20 protein-coding genes and 1 other RNA gene are annotated in these 20,000 nt (G+C 35.3%); 16 read left to right on the top strand and 5 right to left on the bottom strand.

Annotation, left to right across the window (positions count from 1 at the left end):
• The first annotated feature begins 460 nt into the window (after window positions 1-460).
• Both C0512_RS07870 and C0512_RS07865 read left to right on the top strand, forming a co-directional pair.
• Complete coding sequence (locus C0512_RS07870) at window positions 461-1,045, top strand: hypothetical protein (protein WP_290860266.1); 585 nt, start codon at window positions 461-463, stop codon at window positions 1,043-1,045.
• A 146-nt stretch (window positions 1,046-1,191) separates the two neighbouring features.
• Window positions 1,192-2,055 (top strand): hydroxymethylglutaryl-CoA lyase, encoded by an 864-nt coding sequence (locus C0512_RS07865; protein ID WP_290860264.1) that lies wholly within the window; start codon window positions 1,192-1,194, stop codon window positions 2,053-2,055.
• A 67-nt stretch (window positions 2,056-2,122) separates the two neighbouring features.
• On the opposite strand, the gene C0512_RS07860 is transcribed toward C0512_RS07865, so the two are convergent.
• The gene (locus C0512_RS07860) at window positions 2,123-3,199 is read right to left on the bottom strand and encodes a glutaminyl-peptide cyclotransferase (RefSeq protein WP_290860262.1); all 1,077 of its coding nucleotides are present in this window, start codon (window positions 3,197-3,199) and stop codon (window positions 2,123-2,125) included.
• Between the two features lie 86 nt (window positions 3,200-3,285).
• Between C0512_RS07860 and ffs the strand changes: the two genes are divergently transcribed.
• The 4 genes from ffs (at window position 3,286) to fsa (ending at window position 6,314) form a co-directional block, all read left to right on the top strand.
• Window positions 3,286-3,384, top strand: an RNA gene (ffs, locus tag C0512_RS07855) — signal recognition particle sRNA small type.
• A gap of 266 nt (window positions 3,385-3,650) precedes the next feature.
• Window positions 3,651-4,652, top strand: coding sequence for an enolase C-terminal domain-like protein (locus tag C0512_RS07850; RefSeq protein ID WP_290860260.1), 1,002 nt, complete (start codon window positions 3,651-3,653; stop codon window positions 4,650-4,652).
• Window positions 4,653-4,700: 48 nt separating this feature from the next.
• On the top strand, window positions 4,701-5,507 hold the full coding sequence (locus tag C0512_RS07845) for an SDR family oxidoreductase (RefSeq protein ID WP_290860258.1): 807 nt from the start codon (window positions 4,701-4,703) through the stop codon (window positions 5,505-5,507).
• Between the two features lie 150 nt (window positions 5,508-5,657).
• Window positions 5,658-6,314, top strand: coding sequence for a fructose-6-phosphate aldolase (fsa, locus tag C0512_RS07840; protein WP_290860257.1), 657 nt, complete (start codon window positions 5,658-5,660; stop codon window positions 6,312-6,314).
• Window positions 6,315-6,383: 69 nt separating this feature from the next.
• Here the strand turns inward: fsa and C0512_RS07835 are convergent, their stop codons facing one another.
• Entirely contained in the window at window positions 6,384-7,790 is a 1,407-nt protein-coding gene (locus C0512_RS07835) for a thioredoxin-like domain-containing protein (protein ID WP_290860255.1), read from the bottom strand.
• 154 nt (window positions 7,791-7,944) lie between these two features.
• Between C0512_RS07835 and C0512_RS07830 the strand changes: the two genes are divergently transcribed.
• The 7 genes from C0512_RS07830 to C0512_RS07800 all read left to right on the top strand — a co-directional run bounded on the left by C0512_RS07830 (window position 7,945) and on the right by C0512_RS07800 (window position 14,074).
• Window positions 7,945-9,561 (top strand): ABC-F family ATP-binding cassette domain-containing protein, encoded by a 1,617-nt coding sequence (locus C0512_RS07830; RefSeq protein ID WP_290860252.1) that lies wholly within the window; start codon window positions 7,945-7,947, stop codon window positions 9,559-9,561.
• 88 nt (window positions 9,562-9,649) lie between these two features.
• Window positions 9,650-10,213 carry a bifunctional pyr operon transcriptional regulator/uracil phosphoribosyltransferase PyrR gene (gene pyrR / locus C0512_RS07825; protein ID WP_290860250.1) on the top strand — a complete coding sequence of 188 codons (564 nt, stop codon included), beginning with the start codon at window positions 9,650-9,652 and terminating at the stop codon, window positions 10,211-10,213.
• Window positions 10,214-10,217: 4 nt separating this feature from the next.
• Window positions 10,218-11,144: an aspartate carbamoyltransferase catalytic subunit gene (locus C0512_RS07820; RefSeq protein WP_290860248.1), complete on the top strand. Its 927-nt coding sequence runs from the start codon at window positions 10,218-10,220 to the stop codon at window positions 11,142-11,144.
• A gap of 50 nt (window positions 11,145-11,194) precedes the next feature.
• The gene (locus tag C0512_RS07815) at window positions 11,195-11,527 is read left to right on the top strand and encodes a ribonuclease Z (protein ID WP_290860246.1); all 333 of its coding nucleotides are present in this window, start codon (window positions 11,195-11,197) and stop codon (window positions 11,525-11,527) included.
• 21 nt (window positions 11,528-11,548) lie between these two features.
• A complete protein-coding gene (locus C0512_RS07810) occupies window positions 11,549-12,454 on the top strand; it encodes a ribonuclease Z (RefSeq protein WP_290860244.1) in 906 nt (301 codons plus the stop codon).
• 260 nt (window positions 12,455-12,714) lie between these two features.
• The gene (gene pdxH / locus C0512_RS07805) at window positions 12,715-13,359 is read left to right on the top strand and encodes a pyridoxamine 5'-phosphate oxidase (protein ID WP_290860242.1); all 645 of its coding nucleotides are present in this window, start codon (window positions 12,715-12,717) and stop codon (window positions 13,357-13,359) included.
• A gap of 223 nt (window positions 13,360-13,582) precedes the next feature.
• Window positions 13,583-14,074 carry a CAP domain-containing protein gene (locus C0512_RS07800; protein WP_290860241.1) on the top strand — a complete coding sequence of 164 codons (492 nt, stop codon included), beginning with the start codon at window positions 13,583-13,585 and terminating at the stop codon, window positions 14,072-14,074.
• A 40-nt stretch (window positions 14,075-14,114) separates the two neighbouring features.
• Here the strand turns inward: C0512_RS07800 and C0512_RS07795 are convergent, their stop codons facing one another.
• Entirely contained in the window at window positions 14,115-14,942 is an 828-nt protein-coding gene (locus tag C0512_RS07795; RefSeq protein ID WP_290860239.1) for a hypothetical protein, read from the bottom strand.
• A gap of 47 nt (window positions 14,943-14,989) precedes the next feature.
• Here C0512_RS07795 and C0512_RS07790 point away from each other — a divergent pair, with 47 nt between their 5' ends.
• The 3 genes from C0512_RS07790 (at window position 14,990) to C0512_RS07780 (ending at window position 17,799) form a co-directional block, all read left to right on the top strand.
• Window positions 14,990-15,871, top strand: coding sequence for a PPK2 family polyphosphate kinase (locus C0512_RS07790; RefSeq protein WP_290860237.1), 882 nt, complete (start codon window positions 14,990-14,992; stop codon window positions 15,869-15,871).
• 111 nt (window positions 15,872-15,982) lie between these two features.
• Window positions 15,983-17,359 (top strand): MATE family efflux transporter, encoded by a 1,377-nt coding sequence (locus tag C0512_RS07785; protein ID WP_290860268.1) that lies wholly within the window; start codon window positions 15,983-15,985, stop codon window positions 17,357-17,359.
• 2 nt (window positions 17,360-17,361) lie between these two features.
• The gene (locus tag C0512_RS07780) at window positions 17,362-17,799 is read left to right on the top strand and encodes a hypothetical protein (RefSeq protein ID WP_290860235.1); all 438 of its coding nucleotides are present in this window, start codon (window positions 17,362-17,364) and stop codon (window positions 17,797-17,799) included.
• A 40-nt stretch (window positions 17,800-17,839) separates the two neighbouring features.
• Here C0512_RS07780 and C0512_RS07775 read toward each other — a convergent pair whose 3' ends face one another.
• Complete coding sequence (locus C0512_RS07775; protein ID WP_290860233.1) at window positions 17,840-18,853, bottom strand: peptidylprolyl isomerase; 1,014 nt, start codon at window positions 18,851-18,853, stop codon at window positions 17,840-17,842.
• Window positions 18,854-18,871: 18 nt separating this feature from the next.
• Window positions 18,872-19,999 (bottom strand): peptidylprolyl isomerase, encoded by a 1,128-nt coding sequence (locus C0512_RS07770; RefSeq protein ID WP_290860231.1) that lies wholly within the window; start codon window positions 19,997-19,999, stop codon window positions 18,872-18,874.
• Between the last annotated feature and the right edge of the window lies 1 nt (window position 20,000).

The raw sequence follows: 20,000 nt of genomic DNA, 5'->3' as shown, positions 1-20,000 counted from the left end.
CACTTTCGCTCCACCAAATGTCACTTTCGCTACCCTAAATGTCAATTTCGCTCCACCAAATGTCAATTTCGCTACCCTAAATGTCAATTTCGCTCCACCAAATATCAATTTCGCTAGTGTTTGCTCCCGTTTCTTAACTCGCAACCCGAAACCCGCAACCCGAAACCCGCAACCCGTAACCCGCAACTCGAAACCCGCAACCCGCAACCCGAAACCCGCAACCCGAAACCCGCAACCCGCAACTCGAAACCCGAAACCCGAAACCCGCAACCCGCAACTCGAAACCCACAACCCGCAACCCGCAACCCGCAACTCGCAACCCGCAACCCGCAACCCGCAATCCCAATGTTAAGTTTTCACCTAAACTAAAAACTTAACATTGCAATTCGTACACAATCAATTAACTTTGCTTAACATCAGGTTAATAATAAAATAACAATCAATTAATACACTTAAGTATATGGAAGAAAATAAAACCCCGGAAGCACCGGCAACAGAAGTACAAAAAACGACTACACCGGCTCCAAAACCGGCAACGCCCGCAAGAAAACCGGCTACACCGGCAGCAAAAACAACAGCACCGGCTGTAAAACCGGCTGCAACAGCAAAACCAGCTGCTCCTAAAAGAACCGCAACGCCTAGAACAACAACCGCAAAAACTGCCGCTGCAACACCTGCGGTACGCAAACCTGCCGTAAAAAGCTCCCCGTTAGTCGACCGCATGGAACAAACCGCTCCAACAGCAAGAAGAGTGGCCGCCACTACTCCCGCCAAACCGGAAGAAGTAGCCATGGAAGTAACCACCGTGGAAGTAACCACCACCTTGGACAAAAAGACCCTTAAAAAACTAAAAAAGAAAATGAAAAAGGTAAAAGAAGAAGAGAAAAAAGCGAAAGAGAAAGCCCAAAAGAAACTAAAAAAAGAAAAAGCGAAAGAAAAGGAAAAAGCTAAAAAAGCAAAGGCAAAAGAAAAAGCTAAAAAAGCCAAAGAAAAAGAAAAAGCCAAAAAGGCAAAGAAAAAAGACTCCGGTAAAAAGAAAAAATAACCAGCCTAACTAAAAAATAGAAACCCCGTGTTTCTATTTTTTTTTGCCCACTCTAAACTCCCCCGGCACCTTAGTGCCTCAGTCCCTCAGCCCCTCCAAAAAAACCATTTTCACAAAACAAAATACTTTCCTATATTTGAGCACCTATGCAACCAATAAAAATAATCGAATGTCCGCGGGATGCCATGCAAGGCATCAAAACCTTTATTCCCACGGAACGGAAAGTAGCCTATATTCAGTCGCTCTTGCGAGTAGGCTTTGACACACTAGACTTTGGAAGTTTTGTTTCCCCCAAAGCAATTCCGCAAATGGCCGATACTGCTGAGGTACTCGCAGGTTTAGACTTGTCGCAAACCCGCAGCAAATTGCTCGCCATCATTGCCAATACACAAGGAGCAAAACTCGCTTCAGCACATGAAGCAATACAATACTTAGGGTATCCCTTTTCTATTTCAGAGAACTTCCAGATGCGGAATACGCACAAAACCATTGCGGAATCCATCATAACCTTAGAAGAAATACTGGAAATAGCCGAACGCTCGAATAAAGAAGTAGTGACATATTTGTCAATGGGTTTTGGAAACCCTTATGGCGATCCCTGGAACGTTGACATCGTTGGAGAGTGGACAGAAAAGTTAGCAGGCATGGGCGTAAAAATAGTGTCACTATCCGACACAATTGGCAGTTCGACACCCGAAATAATCGCCTATTTATTTTCGAATTTGATTCCAAAATACCCACATATTGAGTTTGGTGCTCACCTTCACACCACACCCGATAAGTGGTTTGAAAAAGTAGATGCAGCTTACAATGCCGGTTGCCGCCGTTTTGACGGAGCCATTCAAGGTTTTGGTGGTTGCCCCATGGCAAAAGATGACCTAACCGGAAACATGCCAACAGAGAAGTTATTATCCTATTTCACCACACAAAAAGAAAACACCAACACAAGCCCAATGAGCTTTGAAAGTGCTTATAATGAAGCAACGAAAGTGTTTGGAGAGTTTCATTAAAGTAGCGAGTTGCGAATTTTATTGTAACCCTCACGCAACCCGTAACCCGCAACTCGTAACCCGCAACTTATTCCCCTATACGAATCTCAAACATTTTATCCCAGTTTTTACCGGTTACAAACAATGTTTTGTGTTTTCGGTTGTAAGCAATTCCGTTGAGCACGTCGAGGTCAGGATGTTGAGTGACTTTCTTTTTTAATTCGGCTAGATTAATCACGGCTTCCACCGCTCCATTGGTAGGGTTAATGATGGCAATAGCGTCTCTTTGATAGATGTTCCCGAAGATTTTACCGTTAATCCATTCCAACTCATTCACCGATTTGATTTTATTCGCACCGGAATACACGTTTATGCTTCCTTCTATCATCAAAGTTTCCGGATTTAAAGTATAGATTTTCTCTGTCCCGTCGGATTGATATAATAGTTTGCCATCATTACACAAGCCCCAACCCTCAATCTCTCTGGAATACTTGAATGTTTTGAGTTGTTTGAAGGTATTGGCATCATAAATAAATCCGGTCAGGTTTCGCCAAGTTAATTGATACACTTTATTGTTTAACACCGTGATGCCTTCTCCAAAAATAGACTCAGGATGTTCAACGTTTTTATAGACTTTTCCTGTTTTATAGTCGGTTTTACGTAAACTGGAGATGCCTTTTATACCCGTACCGTTTCCGGCTCCGTTTCCGGTTCCTTCATACAGCGTATCGCGGTGAAATTCTAATCCTTGCGTATAAGCTTTGATATCATGCGGATAGGTATTTACGATGATGTAATTTAATAACTTGGGTTCGATATTTGAAACCAGTTCCACCCGATGGGTAGCTTCAGCAAAGTCATCTTCAAAATAAACCATTGCTTTTAAGTATTGATAGCCTAGTTTTTCTTCAGCAAATTTTAACTCTAGGGAATTGGCTCCTTTTACTGAACCTATTTTTTTCTCGTTAACAAAGTAAACAATGCTGTCAATAGTTTTGTTTGCTTTATTCGCAACAGACAAATTTGTCGTTTCTTCCGTTGTAAATTGTTCTTTTAATTGGGAGGTATTAAAGGCAAATAAGTTTTTTTTGTCTTTGACGGTATCACCGCAACCGTATACAAAAGTGGCTAATAAAATGAATGATAATAAGTTATGTTTTTTCATGACGGACATAAATAAGTTAGGCAAATATAACGATTTGTATTGGGTAAAATTACTTGCAAAAATATAAAAAGATTGTATATTTGCAGCGGCAAGTCCTACACGACCAGCTCCTGCAAACTCCTCCAGGGTGGGAACACAGCAAAGGTATGTGGTTGTAGCGGTGCGATGTAGGTCGCTTGCCATTTTTTGTTGCTTCAGAACTTGATTCAGATTATTCAACTCATTTTCATTTTTTTTACCATATAAGGCATATAAGAAATATAAGTTTTTTATTTGTATTGATTTTGTTGTTTTCAATTTCTCTTTTTTACCATATAAGACATATAAGTTTTTCTAATTTGTATTAACTTTTTCTTTTACAAACTCATATGCCTTATATGGTTTAAAATCAATTGTTTACTTTTCTTGATTTCTAATTAGTTCTTTTCATTACTTTCGCTTTCACAAATTCATGAATATGCAATTAAATTGGAAAATAGTGCAACACCAACTGAAAGAACCTTTCAAAATTGCGTATGGTGTTTATCATTTCAGAAAAGCACTCATTGTTTCAATTGATTTTAATGGAAAAACCGGTTTTGGTGAATGTACCGAAATAGATTATTATCATATTCATTTAACTGATTTTGTCAAAGATTTAGAGCTAATTCAGCCTTTATTTTCATCCTTTGTAATTGAGCATCCGTTTGATTTTTTCAAGAAACTTCATACTTTTTCTTTGCATCCTTTTTTGCAATCGGCCTTAGATTGTGCGTTTTGGGATTTGTATGGAAAGCTTGAAAACAAACCATTTGCTGAACTCAATCAAATAAAAATAACTCATTTTCCCCAATCTTCCATTACTATTAGTATGGATGAAGAAGCCATTCAACTCAAGAAAATAATCGAATCGGATTGGGAGTTTTGTAAAGTGAAAGTCAATTCGTGGTCAACTTCCTTACGAGATAAATTGTTGTCAACCGGAAAGAAAATTAGCATTGATTCGAACGGTAGTTTTTCGTTAGAGCAATGTGAGTTCCTTCAAAATGATCCACTTTCAGCAAAATTCTTGTATTTCGAACAACCGATGCCAAAAGGTGCAGAAAATTACAAAAACTTATTCCAAAATAGTTATCCCAATTGGATGGCGGATGAAGATTTACAATCAATTGATGATTTAGAATTATTACAACCTCATTACAAAACTATCAACATTAAAGTGATGAAATGCGGCGGATTAACACCTTCGTTAGCCATTATCCAAAAAGCAAAAGCCCTAAATTTCAAAATTATGATTGGTTGCATGACCGAATCAACAGTTGGTATTTCTGCCGGAATTGCCTTGGCATCTTTTGCCGATTATCTCGATTTGGATGGAGCAAATTTAATAGCAAATGATACGTTTGAAGGCTCTGAAATTGTGAATGGGGAAGTGGTTTTGAGTCAGAAGCCGGGATTGGGAATACAAATCTAAGGGACAACTTCCAACCTTTTCACTATCTTTGACTTTTTAAACCCAACCATGTCAAAAGTAATTCTCATCACAGGCGGTTCCTCCGGAATTGGTAAATCAATTGGTACTTTTTTGCATCAAAAAGGATATATTGTTTATGGAACAAGTAGAAATCCGAATCAAGTAAAAGATTACATTTTTCCTTTGTTACAATTGGATGTTAGGGACGTGAATAGCATTACCAATGCCGTTTCAGAATTGATTCAAAAAGAAGGAAAGATTGATGTAGTCATCAACAATGCCGGTGTCGGAATTACCGGTCCGTTGGAAGAAATTCCCACCCAAGAAATCAAAAACAATTTTGAAACTAATTTCATTGGTCCTATAGAAGTGATGAAAGCAGTTTTACCACAAATGAGAAGTCAACAATCGGGTTTAATCATCAATATAACTTCTATTGCCGGTTATATGGGTTTGCCCTATCGAAGCGTTTATTCCGCTTCCAAAGGGGCGTTAGAAATCATTACCGAAGCCATTCGAATGGAAGTAAAAGAATTCGGTATTCAATTAACCAATGTAGCTCCGGGTGATTTTGCGACGAATATTGCTTCGGGTCGTTACCATGCACCGTTGAAAGATGATTCAGCCTATAAAATTCCATACGGAAATACATTAAAAATGATGGATGAACATGTTGATTCCGGAAGTAATCCGGATGAAATGGCTTATGCAATTCATAAAATAATTGAAACATCCCAACCCAACGTACATTATAAAGTAGGAAGTTTTATGCAACGCTTTTCAGTTGTTTTAAAACGTATTTTACCTGATAAAATCTATGAAAAGATGCTGATGAAGCATTATGGGCTGAAGTAACGATAATGGAAAATAGAAATTAAAAAATTGAGTGAACGCTACAGTCCACGCCATATAAACTTATAAACCCATAATCTTTTAAACTTTAAATCTTTAAACTTTGAAATTGAATTCGTAATTTTGCATCCGAATTAAAAACACAACTAGTATATGAAATTTTTTATTGACACAGCTAATTTGGAGCAAATTAAAGAAGCACAAGCTTTAGGGGTTTTAGATGGCGTAACAACAAATCCATCGTTAATGGCCAAAGAGGGTATTAGCGGAAAAAATAACGTTTTGAAACATTATGTAGACATCTGCAAAATTGTAGATGGTGATGTAAGTGCGGAAGTAATCGCGACTGATTATGATGGAATGATTAAAGAAGGGGAGGAGTTGTCAGAATTACACGAGCAAATCGTGGTAAAATTACCGATGACCAAAGAAGGTATCAAAGCGTGTAAATACTTTTCTGACAGAGGCATTAGAACAAATGTAACGTTGGTTTTTTCTGCTGGTCAGGCGTTATTGGCAGCCAAAGCAGGAGCAACGTATGTTTCCCCGTTTATTGGTCGATTAGATGATGTTTCTACAGATGGTTTAGCTTTAATAGAAGAAATTCGCGAGATTTATGACAACTACGGCTATGATACACAAATTTTAGCAGCCTCTGTTCGTCATACGATGCACATTGTAAACTGTGCTAAAATTGGTGCAGATGTGATGACAGGACCTTTATCAGCTATTTTAGGGTTATTAAAACACCCCTTAACAGATATTGGATTGGCTCAATTTTTAGCCGATCACGCGAAAGCAAATCAATAAAGTTCGTCTTTAAACATAAAAAATCCCTTCTTGTTGTACAGGAAGGGATTTTATATTTTGTAGAAATTGTTATTTTAGGTTTTCAGCAAATTTTACATCAAACAAGTTGACAAACCCATTGCTGATTTTTCCTGTTTCATCAATAATCAGGGTGCGGTGTAATTTAGTGATAACCCATTTTTCTTTTAAGTCTTCAAAGTTTTCCGCACGAAATTCTTTGATAGAACCAAAACTATGGTTTTCAAGTACTTTTAACCATTTCTCTTGCTCTTCATCAATGTTAACCGCAATGAATTGATATTCAGGGTTATTTTGTTGAAATTCTAATGCTTTTTTATGTACAGCAACTAAATGGGATTCGGCATTTTCTGTCCAAAAGAAAAAGACCGTTTTTTGATTCAAAAGCGATTTACTCGTGGTTGTTTTTCCGGTTATGTCAACTAATGTAACTTCGGGTAAATCATTTCCTTTTTTTAGCAATTGAATTGATTCGCCAATTTTGTTGATTTCATTTAGATTGCTATTGTCAGTAGACAATTGGTTGTAGCGAATGAGGAATTTTTTATTTTGGTCAATGTTTTGGTCCTCTAATAGATAAGAGAAGGCAATATTGTCAATAATTTTATTTTTAATAGATTCATTTTTAAAAAGCGTATCGGCAATGTTTAATTTTTGAATATGTAATGCCAAAGCTTCTTCTTCCAGATTTTGGGGTGAAATATTCGTAAAAGCCACATTATTCAACATGTGCGTCAAGTATTTTACAAACGGAGAATAATTCGTTAAATGCTTGTTGTTGAAATCAATTTTTCTTCTGTGATTGTAGTAGTTAACAGGTAACTGATTCGTTACGTTTTCTCCGGTTCTCATTTTATGAGCCATCGGATAAATTTCCTTTTTGGTGAAATGATGAAAATCAAGCATTGCTTTAGCATACAAATCAAAATCGTCATTCCATTTTATTTCCTCTTTTTTTTGCGTATAAAATTTCTCTTTAGATTGGTAGGAAGAATCACTGTTTTGAATAAAATCAGTAAGATTTAAATCGAAATCATCAAACATTTTGCTACGATCATCTTCATTTTTGAGGTATAACTCCATTAAGAAATTATTTTTTTCATCCCCTCTACCACAAAAAACTATAGATTCATCAAACTCAATGGAATTGATACGAACCATCAAACTGTCGTTTTTGTCAAAATAGACATATTGGTATTCCGGTTCGTGTTTAAACGTATATAAACCAGGGGCCAGAGAATCAAATTTTTGTATAAACCGATTTTTTTTATCTAAGTAAATAGTATCAATAACCACATCATCCTTTAAAAAGAGGACAAAGTTACTTTTTGGATTGATGACTTCTCCTCCAAAATAGGCTGTAAAATTATCATCTTTAAATTCTTTTTGACACCCGATAAAAGCATAAAGTGTTGCTACAAGACAGATAAAAGGTATTTTTTTTGAATAGGCAATCATTTGGTGGTATTAATTTGAAACAAATATATTTTTTCTACTGTTTACGGCTTGTTAATAGACAGTTAAAATAAACCTATATTTATTCTAAATAGGTCTGGCCAAAAAGTGCTTTATTTTTTCTACTTTTGCAACGTTTTTTAAAATACACAATCACATGTTGACAGTTTCAAATTTATCAGTTCAATTCGGCAAAAGAATTTTGTTTGATGAAGTAAATGTAACCTTTACCCAAGGCAATTGCTATGGAATAATTGGGGCAAATGGTGCAGGGAAATCTACGTTTATGAAAATTATTTCAGGAGAATTTGACCCTACTTCGGGAAGAGTTATTTTGGAACCCGGAAAAAGGATGTCTGTATTAAATCAGAATCACAACATGTTTGATGAGTATACGGTTTTAGAAACTGTAATGATGGGAAACAAAGTGTTGTATGATGTGAAACGGGAAATGGATGAATTGTACCTCAATTATACAGACGAGAATGCCGATAGAATCGGCGAATTGCAAGTTCAATTTGAAGAGATGAATGGTTGGAATGCAGATTCTGCTGCAGCTACATTACTGTCTAACTTAGGCATAACCGAAGATTTGCATTATTCTTTAATGGCTGATATGGATGGAAAATTAAAAGTGAGAGTCCTTTTGGCTCAGGCACTTTTTGGAAATCCCGACGTGTTGATTATGGATGAGCCAACGAACGATTTAGATTTTGAAACTATCGGTTGGTTAGAAAATTTCTTAGCCAATTATGAAAACACCGTTTTAGTGGTATCGCATGACCGTCACTTTTTAGATGCGGTTTGTACACATGTATCGGATATTGATTTTGGAAAAATAACGCATTATTCTGGGAATTATACTTTTTGGTACGAAAGTAGCCAGTTAGCGGCCAAACAAAGAGCACAACAAAACAAAAAAGCAGAAGAGAAAAAAGCAGAGCTAGAAGAATTTATTCGTCGTTTTAGTGCGAATGTGGCCAAATCAAAACAGGCAACTTCCCGTAAAAAAATGATTGAAAAATTAAATTTAGATGAGATTAAGCCGTCAAGTCGTCGCTATCCCGCCATTATTTTTGACCAAGAGCGTGAAGCGGGTGACCAAATATTAAATGTAGTGGGTTTAGGTGCTTCTGTTGAAGGGGAAGTTTTATTTAAAAATGTTGACTTGAACATGGCTAAAGGTGATAAAGTAGTTGTTTTTTCCAAAGATTCACGGGCAACATCTGCTTTTTATGAAATATTAAACGGTAATCAAAAGCCTGATGCAGGAACCTTTGATTGGGGTATCACAACGATTCAGTCTTACCTTCCGGGAGATAATCATTCCTTTTTTGAGAATGATTTAACCCTTGTGGATTGGTTGCGTCAGTGGGCAAAAACAGAAGAAGAACGCGATGAGGTTTATGTGCGTGGCTTTTTAGGAAAAATGATTTTCTCCGGAGAAGAAGCTTTGAAAACGGGTCGTGTTTTGTCAGGTGGAGAAAAAGTGCGTTGTATGATTTCCAGAATGATGATGCTTCGTGCTAATGTGTTGATGTTGGATGAACCTACCAATCATTTAGATTTGGAATCGATTCAGGCCTTTAACAACTCGTTGAAAAACTTCAAAGGGTCGGTTTTGTTCACCACCCATGACCACGAATTTGCTCAAACGGTTGCTAATCGTGTCTTGGAAATCACCCCTAATGGCGTAATTGATCGTTACATGACCTTTGATGAATATTTAGAAGATGACAAAGTGAAAGAGTTGAGAAAGAAAATGTATGCATAAGAATTTGAAATCCCGTTACGATGTATCGGGATTTTTTTAAACTCAAATCGTAAAAAAATTATATCTTTACACACCAAACACCACTATTATGAGTCAAAAAGTATTGCTCACTTCCAAAGAAGTCAATATCATTCTCCATCGTTTGGCTTGTCAATTGATTGAAAAACACCTTGATTTTTCGGACACAATTATAATTGGACTGCAACCACGAGGAGCTTTTCTAGCCAAGCGAATTGTGAAATTATTGCAGGAGGAATATCAGGTTAAAAATATTCAGTTCGGATTGCTTGATATTACTTTTTTTAGAGATGATTTTCGAAGAGGTGAAAAGACACTAGAAGCCAATAAAACCCATATTGATTTTATTGTGGAAGATAAAAAAGTCATTTTTATAGATGATGTGTTATATACCGGACGTAGTATTCGTTCTGCTCTCACCGCCATTCAATCTTTTGGTAGGCCAAGTGAAATAGAACTTTTGGTTCTAATTGACCGAAGATTTAGTCGGCATTTACCTATCCAACCTGATTACAGAGGGCGACAAGTAGATGCAATCAATAATGAAAAAGTAAAAGTATGTTGGGTTGAAAATGAAGGCGAAGATGCAGTATATTTAATTCCGACGATAACAACCAACCAACCAACAACCTGAAAAAATGTCTGAACTATCCGTCAATCATTTATTAGGAATCAAATATCTTCAACCGAAAGATATTGATTTGATTTTTGAAACTGCTGACCATTTTAAAGAAGTCATCAACAGACCTATAAAAAAGGTACCTTCATTACGCGATATTACCATTGCTAATATCTTTTTTGAAAACAGTACCCGAACTAAATTATCGTTTGAATTAGCTCAAAAAAGACTTTCTGCCGATGTTATTAGTTTTTCAGCTGCTCAATCTTCTGTTAAAAAAGGGGAGACGTTAATTGATACCGTAAATAATATTTTAGCCATGAAAGTGGATATGGTGGTGATGCGACATGCTCACCCCGGAGCCGCTTACTTCTTGTCTCAAAATGTAAAAGCGAGTATTGTTAATGCTGGAGATGGAGCTCATGAACACCCCACTCAAGCATTGTTAGACAGTTTTTCCATCCGGGAGAAATTAGGAGCAGTTGGAGGAAAGAAAGTGGTGATTGTAGGTGATATTCTTCATTCCAGAGTAGCGTTATCCAACATATTTGCTCTTCAAATGCAAGGAGCAGAAGTGAAAGTATGCGGACCAAAAACGTTGATTCCAAAACACATTGAAAGTTTAGGCGTTACGGTAGAACCCAATTTGCGAAAAGCCTTAGAATGGTGCGATGTTGCAAATATGTTAAGAGTGCAAAATGAACGGATGGACGTAAATTATTTTCCTTCAACCCGAGAATATGCTCAACAATATGGTGTAGATAAAGCACTTTTAGATTCGCTGAACAAAGAAATAGTAATTATGCATCCGGGCCCAATTAATCGTGGCGTTGAAATCACCAGTGATGTGGCTGATTCAAAACAATCGGTTATTTTAGAACAGGTTGAAAACGGAGTAGCCATCAGAATGGCAGTTATTTATCTTTTAGCTTCTAAAATTAAATAAAATTCACTAACTTAGAACCTGAGTTCCTTATTACCTTAGAATCTTTACAAATGAAAGTTGATCAAAAAGGACATACGACCATTCTTAAAAACACCCAAGGTGATTGTCTTTCCTTTATGGAAAAAATCAACAACCAGTACAATGTCTTTAAAAATCAAAACCTGATTTTAGATTTAACTTTTGACAAAACTATATCCTTATCTGATATCAAACTATTCAGTGATATATCTAAATTGCATAAGAAAGGTAAAAAATCATTTGTTTTGGTTGTAGACAATGTGGATATTGACAAATTACCCTTAAAAATGACTGTTGTTCCAACACTTATGGAAGCTCATGACATCATTGAAATGGAGGAAATTGAGCGGGATTTAGGATTTTGACAGCTAACTGACAACTTCCTCATGAAACTAACCATTCTAGGCTGTTATGCCGCTACCCCTCGAACCATTACTAATCCAACTGCTCAGGTTTTAGAAATAAAAAACCGCATGTTTTTAATTGATTGTGGTGAAGGAACACAAGTTCAATTGCGGAAAAACAAAATTAAGTTTTCTAAAATTAATCATATTTTCATTTCCCATTTACACGGCGATCATTTTTTTGGATTGGTTGGATTGATTTCCACTTTTATGTTGCTTAATCGGGAGAGCGATTTACATGTTTATGGTCCGAAAGGCATCAAAGAAATTATTTTACTGCAATTGCGTTACGGAAATTCTTTTACCGGTTATAATTTGTTTTTTCATGAACTGCAATCAAAAGAAAGTGTTGTGCTGTTTGAAGATGAAAAGGTAATAGTAAAAAACATTCCACTGAATCACCGTATTTATACCAATGGTTTTTTATTTCAGGAAAAAAACAGGGAACGTAAACTCAATATTGATAAAATTCAGAACCTCGAAATTGATGTTGTCTATTATCAAAAAATCAAATATGGAGGAGATATTACCTTAGCAAATGGCCAAGTAATTCCGAATTCAGCTATCACTTTTGAGCCTGAGCATGAAAAAACTTATGCCTTTTGTTCAGATACCGTTTATGATGAACAATTAATTCCTTTTATTGAAGGGGTCGATGTTTTATATCACGAAAGTACATTCTTGGAAAATGAAATGCATTTGGCAGAAAAAACGAAGCATTCCACTGCCAAACAAGCGGCTACAATGGCTTTAAAAGCTAACGTGAAACAACTTGTGCTCGGACACTATTCGACGCGTTACGAGTCTATAGCACTATTTAAAGAAGAAGCCGAATCAATTTTTCCTCATGTCCTTTTAGCGGATGACGGTAAAGAGTTTGAGTTTTAGGCATCAGTTGTCAGTTGTTTATTTTTATATTTCTGAAATTTTAAAAATCTGTGCTCTAATACCAGCACAATTTAAATATTGTTAGCAAAAACGAATTCCTCAAATCCATTATAGCAAAGCAATCAAATCAGGTAAATTTATCATATCCATATAAATTCGTGTGTTGTTAATCAAAAGAACATGTTTATCCCATTCGAGTCTTCACCACTTTTCTATTTATTCGTACCTTAGCGACTCAGTACAATTAGCACCTTTTAAAAATGAAAGATCTTAGCAATTACAGAAAGTCATACGAAAAAAGTGAACTTTTAGAAACTACTATTCCGGAAGATCCCATCAATTTATTTCACCGTTGGTTTTATGAAACAGAGGAACAAAGTGATACGGAAGAAGTCAATGCGATGACAGTATCTACCATTGGGTTAGACGGATTTCCGAAAGCAAGGGTAGTACTGCTTAAAAAATTTTATGAAGAAGGATTTGTTTTCTACACAAATTATGAATCTGAAAAAGGAAAAGCAATTGAAGCAAATCCGAATATTTGTCTTTCTTTCTTTTGGCATTCTATGGAAAGACAAGTTATTATTAAAGGAATAGCTGAAAAAACAACTTCTTCTGTTTCAGATGGTTATTTTGATACAAGACCGGATGGCAGTAAATTAGGAGCCATTGTTTCCAATCAAAGTAGGGTAATTGCTTCCAGAACTGTTTTAGAAGAGAAACTGAAAGAGTTGGAACAACAATTTCAAGGGAAAGAAATTCCTCGACCGGCTTTTTGGGGAGGCTTTTTAGTTCGCCCAATAGAAGTTGAGTTTTGGCAGGGTCGTCCAAATCGTCTTCATGACAGAATTAGGTATCAACTTCAAGAGGACTATTTCTGGAAAATTGAAAGATTAGCACCTTAATATGTAAGAAAAAACATTTTTAAATAAAAAAAAAGCGTATTTCATCGATTTTATTTGGCACTTTAACGACATAGTAGTAATATTGACTCATCAAACAAAATGAAACGTTCTTATTACTGAAGCACAAAGATATTTGCTCCACATCTACTTTACAGCTTTAAAAAGATTAAACTAACATAAAGGTATTTGCCCCACATCTACTTTTAAAACTTAACCTACTACTATGAAAGCAAAAATGTTTAGAGCATTGTTGCCGATTGCAATCGTGTTCACTATGATTTCTTGTTCAACTTCTGAAACAGAAGATGCAGCAGCTCCAATCGTTGAGAATTTTTCTTATACTGACGTTGAATTAGACCTTATGTCTAAAATCAATGAGCACAGAGCTAGTGTTGGGTTAAATACTTTACAACCTATCAATCACATTTCTTTTAAATCGGCTGAACATAATGACTACATGATTTCGAATGATGTAGTTGGTCATCAACAGTTTGAGCAAAGAGCGAACAACATCAAACAAGTGTTAGGAGCTTTAAAAGTGAGTGAAAATGTAGCTTACAATTATCAGTCTAATGCCGGTGTTTTAAACGCTTGGTTATTAAGTGATGGTCACAAAGAAAATATCGAAGGAGAATATACTCACTTTGGTATTTCAATCAAAACAAATCCTGCAACCGGAAAAAAATACTACACCAACATTTTTATGAAAAGGTAATTTTGCCCCGAATTTACCTTAACCTAAGAAGAACCATTCGTTATCGAGTGGTTTTTTTTATGGTTAATTTATAAATGTTTGATTTCAATTCTTCCGAGTCTTTATCTTCGCAAAGTAAAAATTCCAAAGAATTGCAATTTTTTTTGTAAAGTGTGATGCCTTCAAATTTATGGACATCAGAAATTTTCTCAGTATATTCAACTTTCAACTTTTCAGGAGAAAGTCTGCCAATAATCGTCCCAGTTACTTCGCCATCTAAATAAGTTGACTCCGATTTTTCGGCAGCAGCCAAAAAGTAGATTTGATTATCCACCAAAACTGCATCGGTAAATGTAGCTTTGACACCTTTTAATTCGGGCAATTCAATCGGATGATAGCTTGTTTCATTGGTGTTGTCATCTAATATGAAAACACCGTTTTGTGCTTTAGGACCGTTGCCTCGTTGAAAGAAAAAAGTTTTTTGATTGTAAAAAATAACGCCTTCTATGTTGTAATCTTCCGCAGAAATGTCAAACTTTTTTTGTAAACTTTCATGTTGCGATTGGATGTTTCGCTCCGTTATTTTACCTGTTTTTAAATCATAGGTAAAAAGCTGGTTTCTTTTGGAACCTGAACCTGACCCAAATAGACGCAATTGATTTTTTACTAAAGTAATTGATTCAAAATCAGGTTTGTTTTTTTTGTCAATTGATTTTGCCGCATCAGCGACTAATTCAATTAAAGTTAAATTCTTAGACGAAAAATTATATTGGTACAAATAGGTACTATTGTCTTGAATCAAGAATAATTTATCTTCCGTATAAACCAATCCCGAAGCTGATCCGATATTCATAAGTATTAAAAAAACTTCTAACTGAAATTTCTCCATGATTTTTTGTATTTTGGTGTAAAATTAAACAATCTAATTCTTATCACATGAAAAATATAAAACCTGAACAATTTCGAGTCGATTCAACTATAAGTTTAGCGAAGGCTCCCACTTTTTTAGATATTGAAACTTCCGAAAAAAAGAAAGAAAAAATTCTGCAAAAAACCCGTGAAAAATTGAGCAAACTACAAGATATGATGTATGCTCATAATCGATATGGTGTATTAATTTGTTTGCAAGGTATGGATACGGCAGGAAAAGACAGTTTGATTCGTGAAGTTTTTAAGGAGTTTAATGCCCGTGGCGTGGTTGTTCATAGTTTTAAAACACCAAATTCTTCTGAATTAGAACATGATTTTTTATGGCGACATTATTTGGCTTTACCTGAAAAAGGGAAATTTGCTGTTTTCAATCGTACACATTATGAAAACGTATTGGTCACACGTGTTCATCCAGAATATATTATGAACGAAAATATTCCAGGTATTGAAAAGGTAGAGGATATTACGCCTGAATTTTGGGAAAATCGTTTTGAAAGTATCAATGCCTTTGAAAAGCATGTGGCTTCAAACGGCGTCATTATTCTCAAGTTTTTTCTTCATTTGAGTAAGGAAGAACAGCGTCAACGACTCATGAGACGTTTAGAAACTGAAAAACATAATTGGAAATTTTCTCCCGGCGATTTAAAAGAAAGAGCATTGTGGAATGACTATACTACCAATTATGAGGAAGCCATCAATAAAACTTCAAAGCCCCACGCTCCTTGGTATATAGTGCCGGCAGATAATAAAGAAACTGCTAGATATATTGTTGCGAAAACCATATTGGATGAACTTGAAAAATATACGGATATCAAAGAACCGGAAATGGATGATAAAGTGAGAGAAAATATAGCCTTGTATCGAGAGTTTTTAAAAGTGGAGGGTTAATTTACTGATTTACTAAAAGTGTTTTTACTTTATTTAAACATAAAATGTGCTATATATACTGATAAAAGATAGCTATAAAAATCATACTTTTGCCATCGTTATAAAATAATGATGACACTCAAAACTTACACACAAGAATTTGGTTATAATCTGCGATTAGCCTATCCTATCATCATCGGAATGTTAGGGCATACTGTTGTGGGGATTGTTGATAATGCGATGGTGGGACAGTTGGGACCCAAAGAATTGGCGGCAGTTTCACTTGGGAATAGTTTTATTTTTATAGCCATGTCATTGGGAATTGGTTTTTCTACTGCCATAACCCCTATTGTTGCTGAAGCGGATGGTGAAAAATCAATCGAAAAGGGCAGAGGAGCCTTTCATAACGGCCTGTTTTTATGTACGTTGCTTGGGGTGATTTTGTTTTTACTCATCTTTTTTGCCAAACCATTAATTGCTTTTATGGGTCAACCCGCAGAAGTAGTAGAATTGGCAAAACCTTATTTAGATATCGTAGCTTTTTCATTGATTCCATTGATTATGTTTCAAGCTTATAAACAATTTGCTGATGGAAAAAGTGAAACCAAATATTCCATGTGGGCGACGATTATTGGAAATATTGTCAACGTAATTATCAATTATTTTTTAATCTTCGGAATTTGGATTTTTCCTGCTATGGGAATCGTTGGAGCAGCTATTGGCACAATTACCGCACGTATTGTCATGTTGGCTTTTATGCATTATGTGATGGTGAAAAAACCTAAATTCCATCCCTATTTTGAAAAATTCAGTTGGGAGGAAATTTCGAAGTCAACTATTAAAAAAATTGTCAATTTAGGAACTCCATCCGCATTGCAAATGTTTTTTGAAGTGGCGTTGTTTACCGGGGCAATTTGGCTCTGCGGAATGATTGGAACTACGAGTCAAGCGGCTAATCAAATAGCATTGAGCTTGGCTTCTTTAACGTTTATGTTTGCGATGGGACTGAGTGTAACAGCGATGATTCGCGTGGGAAATCAAAAAGGATTACAGGATTATAAAAAATTGCGAATTGTTGCAGTATCCATCTTTCTATTAGCTACTTTGTTGGAAATAGTTTTTGCATTACTGTTTATTATTTTCCATAAAGTACTTCCAATTCCTTTTTTAAATTTGGAACAAACGATGCATTTACAAGATAATTTGGAAGTAGTAGCCATTGCTTCACAATTATTGATTGTAGCCGCTTTGTTTCAAATATCAGACGGATTGCAAGTGGTAGTTTTGGGAGCTTTGAGAGGTTTACAAGATGTAAAAATTCCCATGTATATTACTTTTGTTGCCTATTGGGTGATTGGTTTTCCAATTTCAATTTACTTGGGATTGTATACAGAACTTAAAGCCATTGGGGTTTGGATTGGATTGTTAGCCGGCTTGTCAACTGCAGCTGTGTTTTTATTCTATCGTTTCAATACCTTAACAAAAAAATTAATTATTCAAAATAAGTAAGCATGGAACTTAAACCTAAATTTGGATTAGATCAATTGCTTTTTGGGATGAAGCAAAAAGATGTTGAAAGTTTATTTGGAAAGGCAGATTCAGTTTTTAAAGATGAAGATGATAATCAGATTTTATTGTATAATGCTTTAAAAGCCCGTTTAACTTTTTATCAAGAAGAAGATTTCAGATTGGGTTATATCATTATATCAAATCCTGAAATACGTTTGTTTAATCAAAAAGTGATTGGTCAAGACTTAATTGAAGTGAAATCTTTTTTGGAAAAAAAAGGGTTTACATTATCTGAAGAGGAAGTATTTGATAGTGTGACCAATTACTTCAATGAAGAGAATTGGATAATTTTACAAGCTGAATTTGGTCAAGTGATAAAAGTTGAAATGGGTGCAATCATTAAAAATCAAGATGAATTTGACTGGAAATTCAAAGCATAAAAAAACCGAAACTTTTCGGGTTTCGGTTTTTAAATAGAAATTATTTAATTTCGATTAGTTCCGTATTAAAAATCAAAGTTGCTTTTTCAGGAATAACCGGAGGTCTTCCACTTTCTCCGTAAGCTAACCAATAAGGAATAATCAGTTTAACTTTTGCTCCTTTATTTAACAACGCAATTCCTTCTTCCCAACCCGGAATTACACGACCTTGTCCTAATACAAATTCAATAGGTTGATTTCTTTCATAAGAACTGTCAAATTGTTTGCCATTATCTAATTCGCCAATATAATGTACGGATACATTATTACCTGCTTTTGCATTTTCACCGGTTCCTGTTTTTTCAATTATATAAGCTAATCCTGAAGGTGAAATTTTTGCTTTAGGAAATGTTTTTTTAACGTATTCGTTAAATTTTATTTTTTCAACTTTTAATGCTTCTTCTTTTTTCTTTTGCTTTTCTATTTCAGCAGCTAATCTACCTTGAAAAACTTTTGGAGCATCAAATTTTTTAGCGGCATCTCCTACGCGAATGATAGTTACTTTGTCCATCATATCGTTTTGGGCAATAGCATTCACTACATCTTGACCTTCTATAACTTTTCCAAAAACAGTGTGTTTTCCATCTAAATGTGGAGTAGCTACATGGGTGATAAAAAACTGTGAACCATTCGTTCCAGGGCCTGCATTTGCCATAGATAATATACCGGGGCTATTGTGTTTTAAATCGGTAATTTCATCTGCGAATTTGTACCCTGGGTTACCGCTTCCGGTTCCGGTTGGATCTCCCCCTTGAATCATGAAATTGGCAATAACACGGTGAAATTTAAGTCCGTTGAAAAAAGGTTTTCCTTTTAAATTGGCATCAGTTACTTCCATGTTTGTTCCTTCTGCCAATGAAACAAAATTTGCTACTGTGATGGGTGTTTTTTCAAACTCTAATTTTAAAAGGATTTTACCTTTTATAGTTTGAATTTCTGCGTATAAACCATTTTCAGTTTGAGCAAGGGTTGACAAACTAATGGATAGAATGAAAATTGAAATTATTTTTTTCATGTTTTGTTAATTTTATAATTATTGTTTAGGTAATTCTTCTAATAGTTCGATTTCAAAAATTAAATTTGAATTTGGAGGTATAATTCCGCCAGCACCTGCTTCACCATAACCTAATTGAGAAGGTATGAATAAAATAGCCTTATCCCCAAAGTTTAATTTTTCTAATCCTTCTAAAAATCCCGGAATTAAACCAGTTTTATTACCGTATTGAAATGGAAATGGGGTATAGGCTTTAGCATCGGCTCTATTTTGATCAAATTTTCCAAAAGCTTTTGAAACATCTTCTTTACTACTGTCAAAAAGTTCTCCGCTTTCAAAAAACCCGGCGTAGTGAACATATACAGTGGAACCATTTGCAGGTTTTTTTCCTTTTCCTTTTTCATAAATAGCATACTGTAATCCGGAAGCTGATTTTTGAGCTGCTTTTTTCTGGGTTTCGAAGAAGGCTAATTTTGTATCTATAACTTCTTTGAATTCAGCCAGAAAAGCCTCTTTTTTGATGGCCTCTTCCGCTTCCATTTTTTTTCTGTTTTCTGCTTCTGTTTTCAATCGGTCATCAAATACTTTCACAGCATCAAACTTTTTAGCTGCTTCACCGTTTCTAACGATAATTATACTCTCAATTACATCATCTTTTGCAATAGCATTCACTACTTCCTGACCTTCTTTTACTTTACCAAAAACGGTATGTCTACCATCTAAAAACTTTGTTTCAACATGGGTTATAAAAAATTGTGAACCATTCGTTCCGGGACCTGCATTTGCCATCGATAAAGTACCTGGACCTTCGTGTGATAAATCGGTTATTTCATCCATAAAATTATAACCCGGTCCGCCGGTTCCGTCTCCATTTGGATCACCACCTTGAATCATAAAATTAGCTTCCACGCGATGAAATTTTAAACCATCATAAAAAGGGACTCCCTTTTTTGATTCTAAAGTTACATGCTTATTGGTTCCTTCGGCTAACAATATAAAGTTTGCTACGGTTATAGGTGTTTTATTATATTCTAAGGATACAATTATCTCCCCTTTACCGGTTTTTATGACACCAAAAATACCGTCTCCTAAACGGTCATAGTTCTCTCCACAAGAAACTAGAAGAAGAGAAGTCAAACTTAAAAATAGAAATACAATTTTTTTCATT

Source organism: Flavobacterium sp. (assembly GCF_013822155.1).
Classification (GTDB): domain Bacteria; phylum Bacteroidota; class Bacteroidia; order Flavobacteriales; family Flavobacteriaceae; genus Flavobacterium.
The sequence above is the reverse complement of the archived record's forward strand: the minus strand, read 5'-3'. Positions and strand labels throughout refer to the sequence as shown.

Excerpts from the sequence above, each read along its gene's own strand:
- C0512_RS07835 (WP_290860255.1), bottom strand. The coding sequence starts at position 7,790 with ATGATTGCCTATTCAAAAAAAATACCTTTTATCTGTCTTGTAGCAACA.
- pyrR (WP_290860250.1), top strand. The coding sequence starts at position 9,650 with ATGAGTCAAAAAGTATTGCTCACTTCCAAAGAAGTCAATATCATTCTC.
- C0512_RS07785 (WP_290860268.1), top strand. The coding sequence starts at position 15,983 with ATGACACTCAAAACTTACACACAAGAATTTGGTTATAATCTGCGATTA.
- C0512_RS07810 (WP_290860244.1), top strand. The coding sequence starts at position 11,549 with ATGAAACTAACCATTCTAGGCTGTTATGCCGCTACCCCTCGAACCATT.
- C0512_RS07820 (WP_290860248.1), top strand. The coding sequence starts at position 10,218 with ATGTCTGAACTATCCGTCAATCATTTATTAGGAATCAAATATCTTCAA.
- C0512_RS07845 (WP_290860258.1), top strand. The coding sequence starts at position 4,701 with ATGTCAAAAGTAATTCTCATCACAGGCGGTTCCTCCGGAATTGGTAAA.
- C0512_RS07850 (WP_290860260.1), top strand. The coding sequence starts at position 3,651 with ATGAATATGCAATTAAATTGGAAAATAGTGCAACACCAACTGAAAGAA.
- C0512_RS07815 (WP_290860246.1), top strand. The coding sequence starts at position 11,195 with ATGAAAGTTGATCAAAAAGGACATACGACCATTCTTAAAAACACCCAA.
- C0512_RS07865 (WP_290860264.1), top strand. The coding sequence starts at position 1,192 with ATGCAACCAATAAAAATAATCGAATGTCCGCGGGATGCCATGCAAGGC.
- C0512_RS07800 (WP_290860241.1), top strand. The coding sequence starts at position 13,583 with ATGAAAGCAAAAATGTTTAGAGCATTGTTGCCGATTGCAATCGTGTTC.
- pdxH (WP_290860242.1), top strand. The coding sequence starts at position 12,715 with ATGAAAGATCTTAGCAATTACAGAAAGTCATACGAAAAAAGTGAACTT.
- C0512_RS07870 (WP_290860266.1), top strand. The coding sequence starts at position 461 with ATGGAAGAAAATAAAACCCCGGAAGCACCGGCAACAGAAGTACAAAAA.
- C0512_RS07775 (WP_290860233.1), bottom strand. The coding sequence starts at position 18,853 with ATGAAAAAAATAATTTCAATTTTCATTCTATCCATTAGTTTGTCAACC.
- C0512_RS07860 (WP_290860262.1), bottom strand. The coding sequence starts at position 3,199 with ATGAAAAAACATAACTTATTATCATTCATTTTATTAGCCACTTTTGTA.
- fsa (WP_290860257.1), top strand. The coding sequence starts at position 5,658 with ATGAAATTTTTTATTGACACAGCTAATTTGGAGCAAATTAAAGAAGCA.
- C0512_RS07790 (WP_290860237.1), top strand. The coding sequence starts at position 14,990 with ATGAAAAATATAAAACCTGAACAATTTCGAGTCGATTCAACTATAAGT.
- C0512_RS07830 (WP_290860252.1), top strand. The coding sequence starts at position 7,945 with ATGTTGACAGTTTCAAATTTATCAGTTCAATTCGGCAAAAGAATTTTG.
- C0512_RS07780 (WP_290860235.1), top strand. The coding sequence starts at position 17,362 with ATGGAACTTAAACCTAAATTTGGATTAGATCAATTGCTTTTTGGGATG.
- C0512_RS07770 (WP_290860231.1), bottom strand. The coding sequence starts at position 19,999 with ATGAAAAAAATTGTATTTCTATTTTTAAGTTTGACTTCTCTTCTTCTA.
- C0512_RS07795 (WP_290860239.1), bottom strand. The coding sequence starts at position 14,942 with ATGGAGAAATTTCAGTTAGAAGTTTTTTTAATACTTATGAATATCGGA.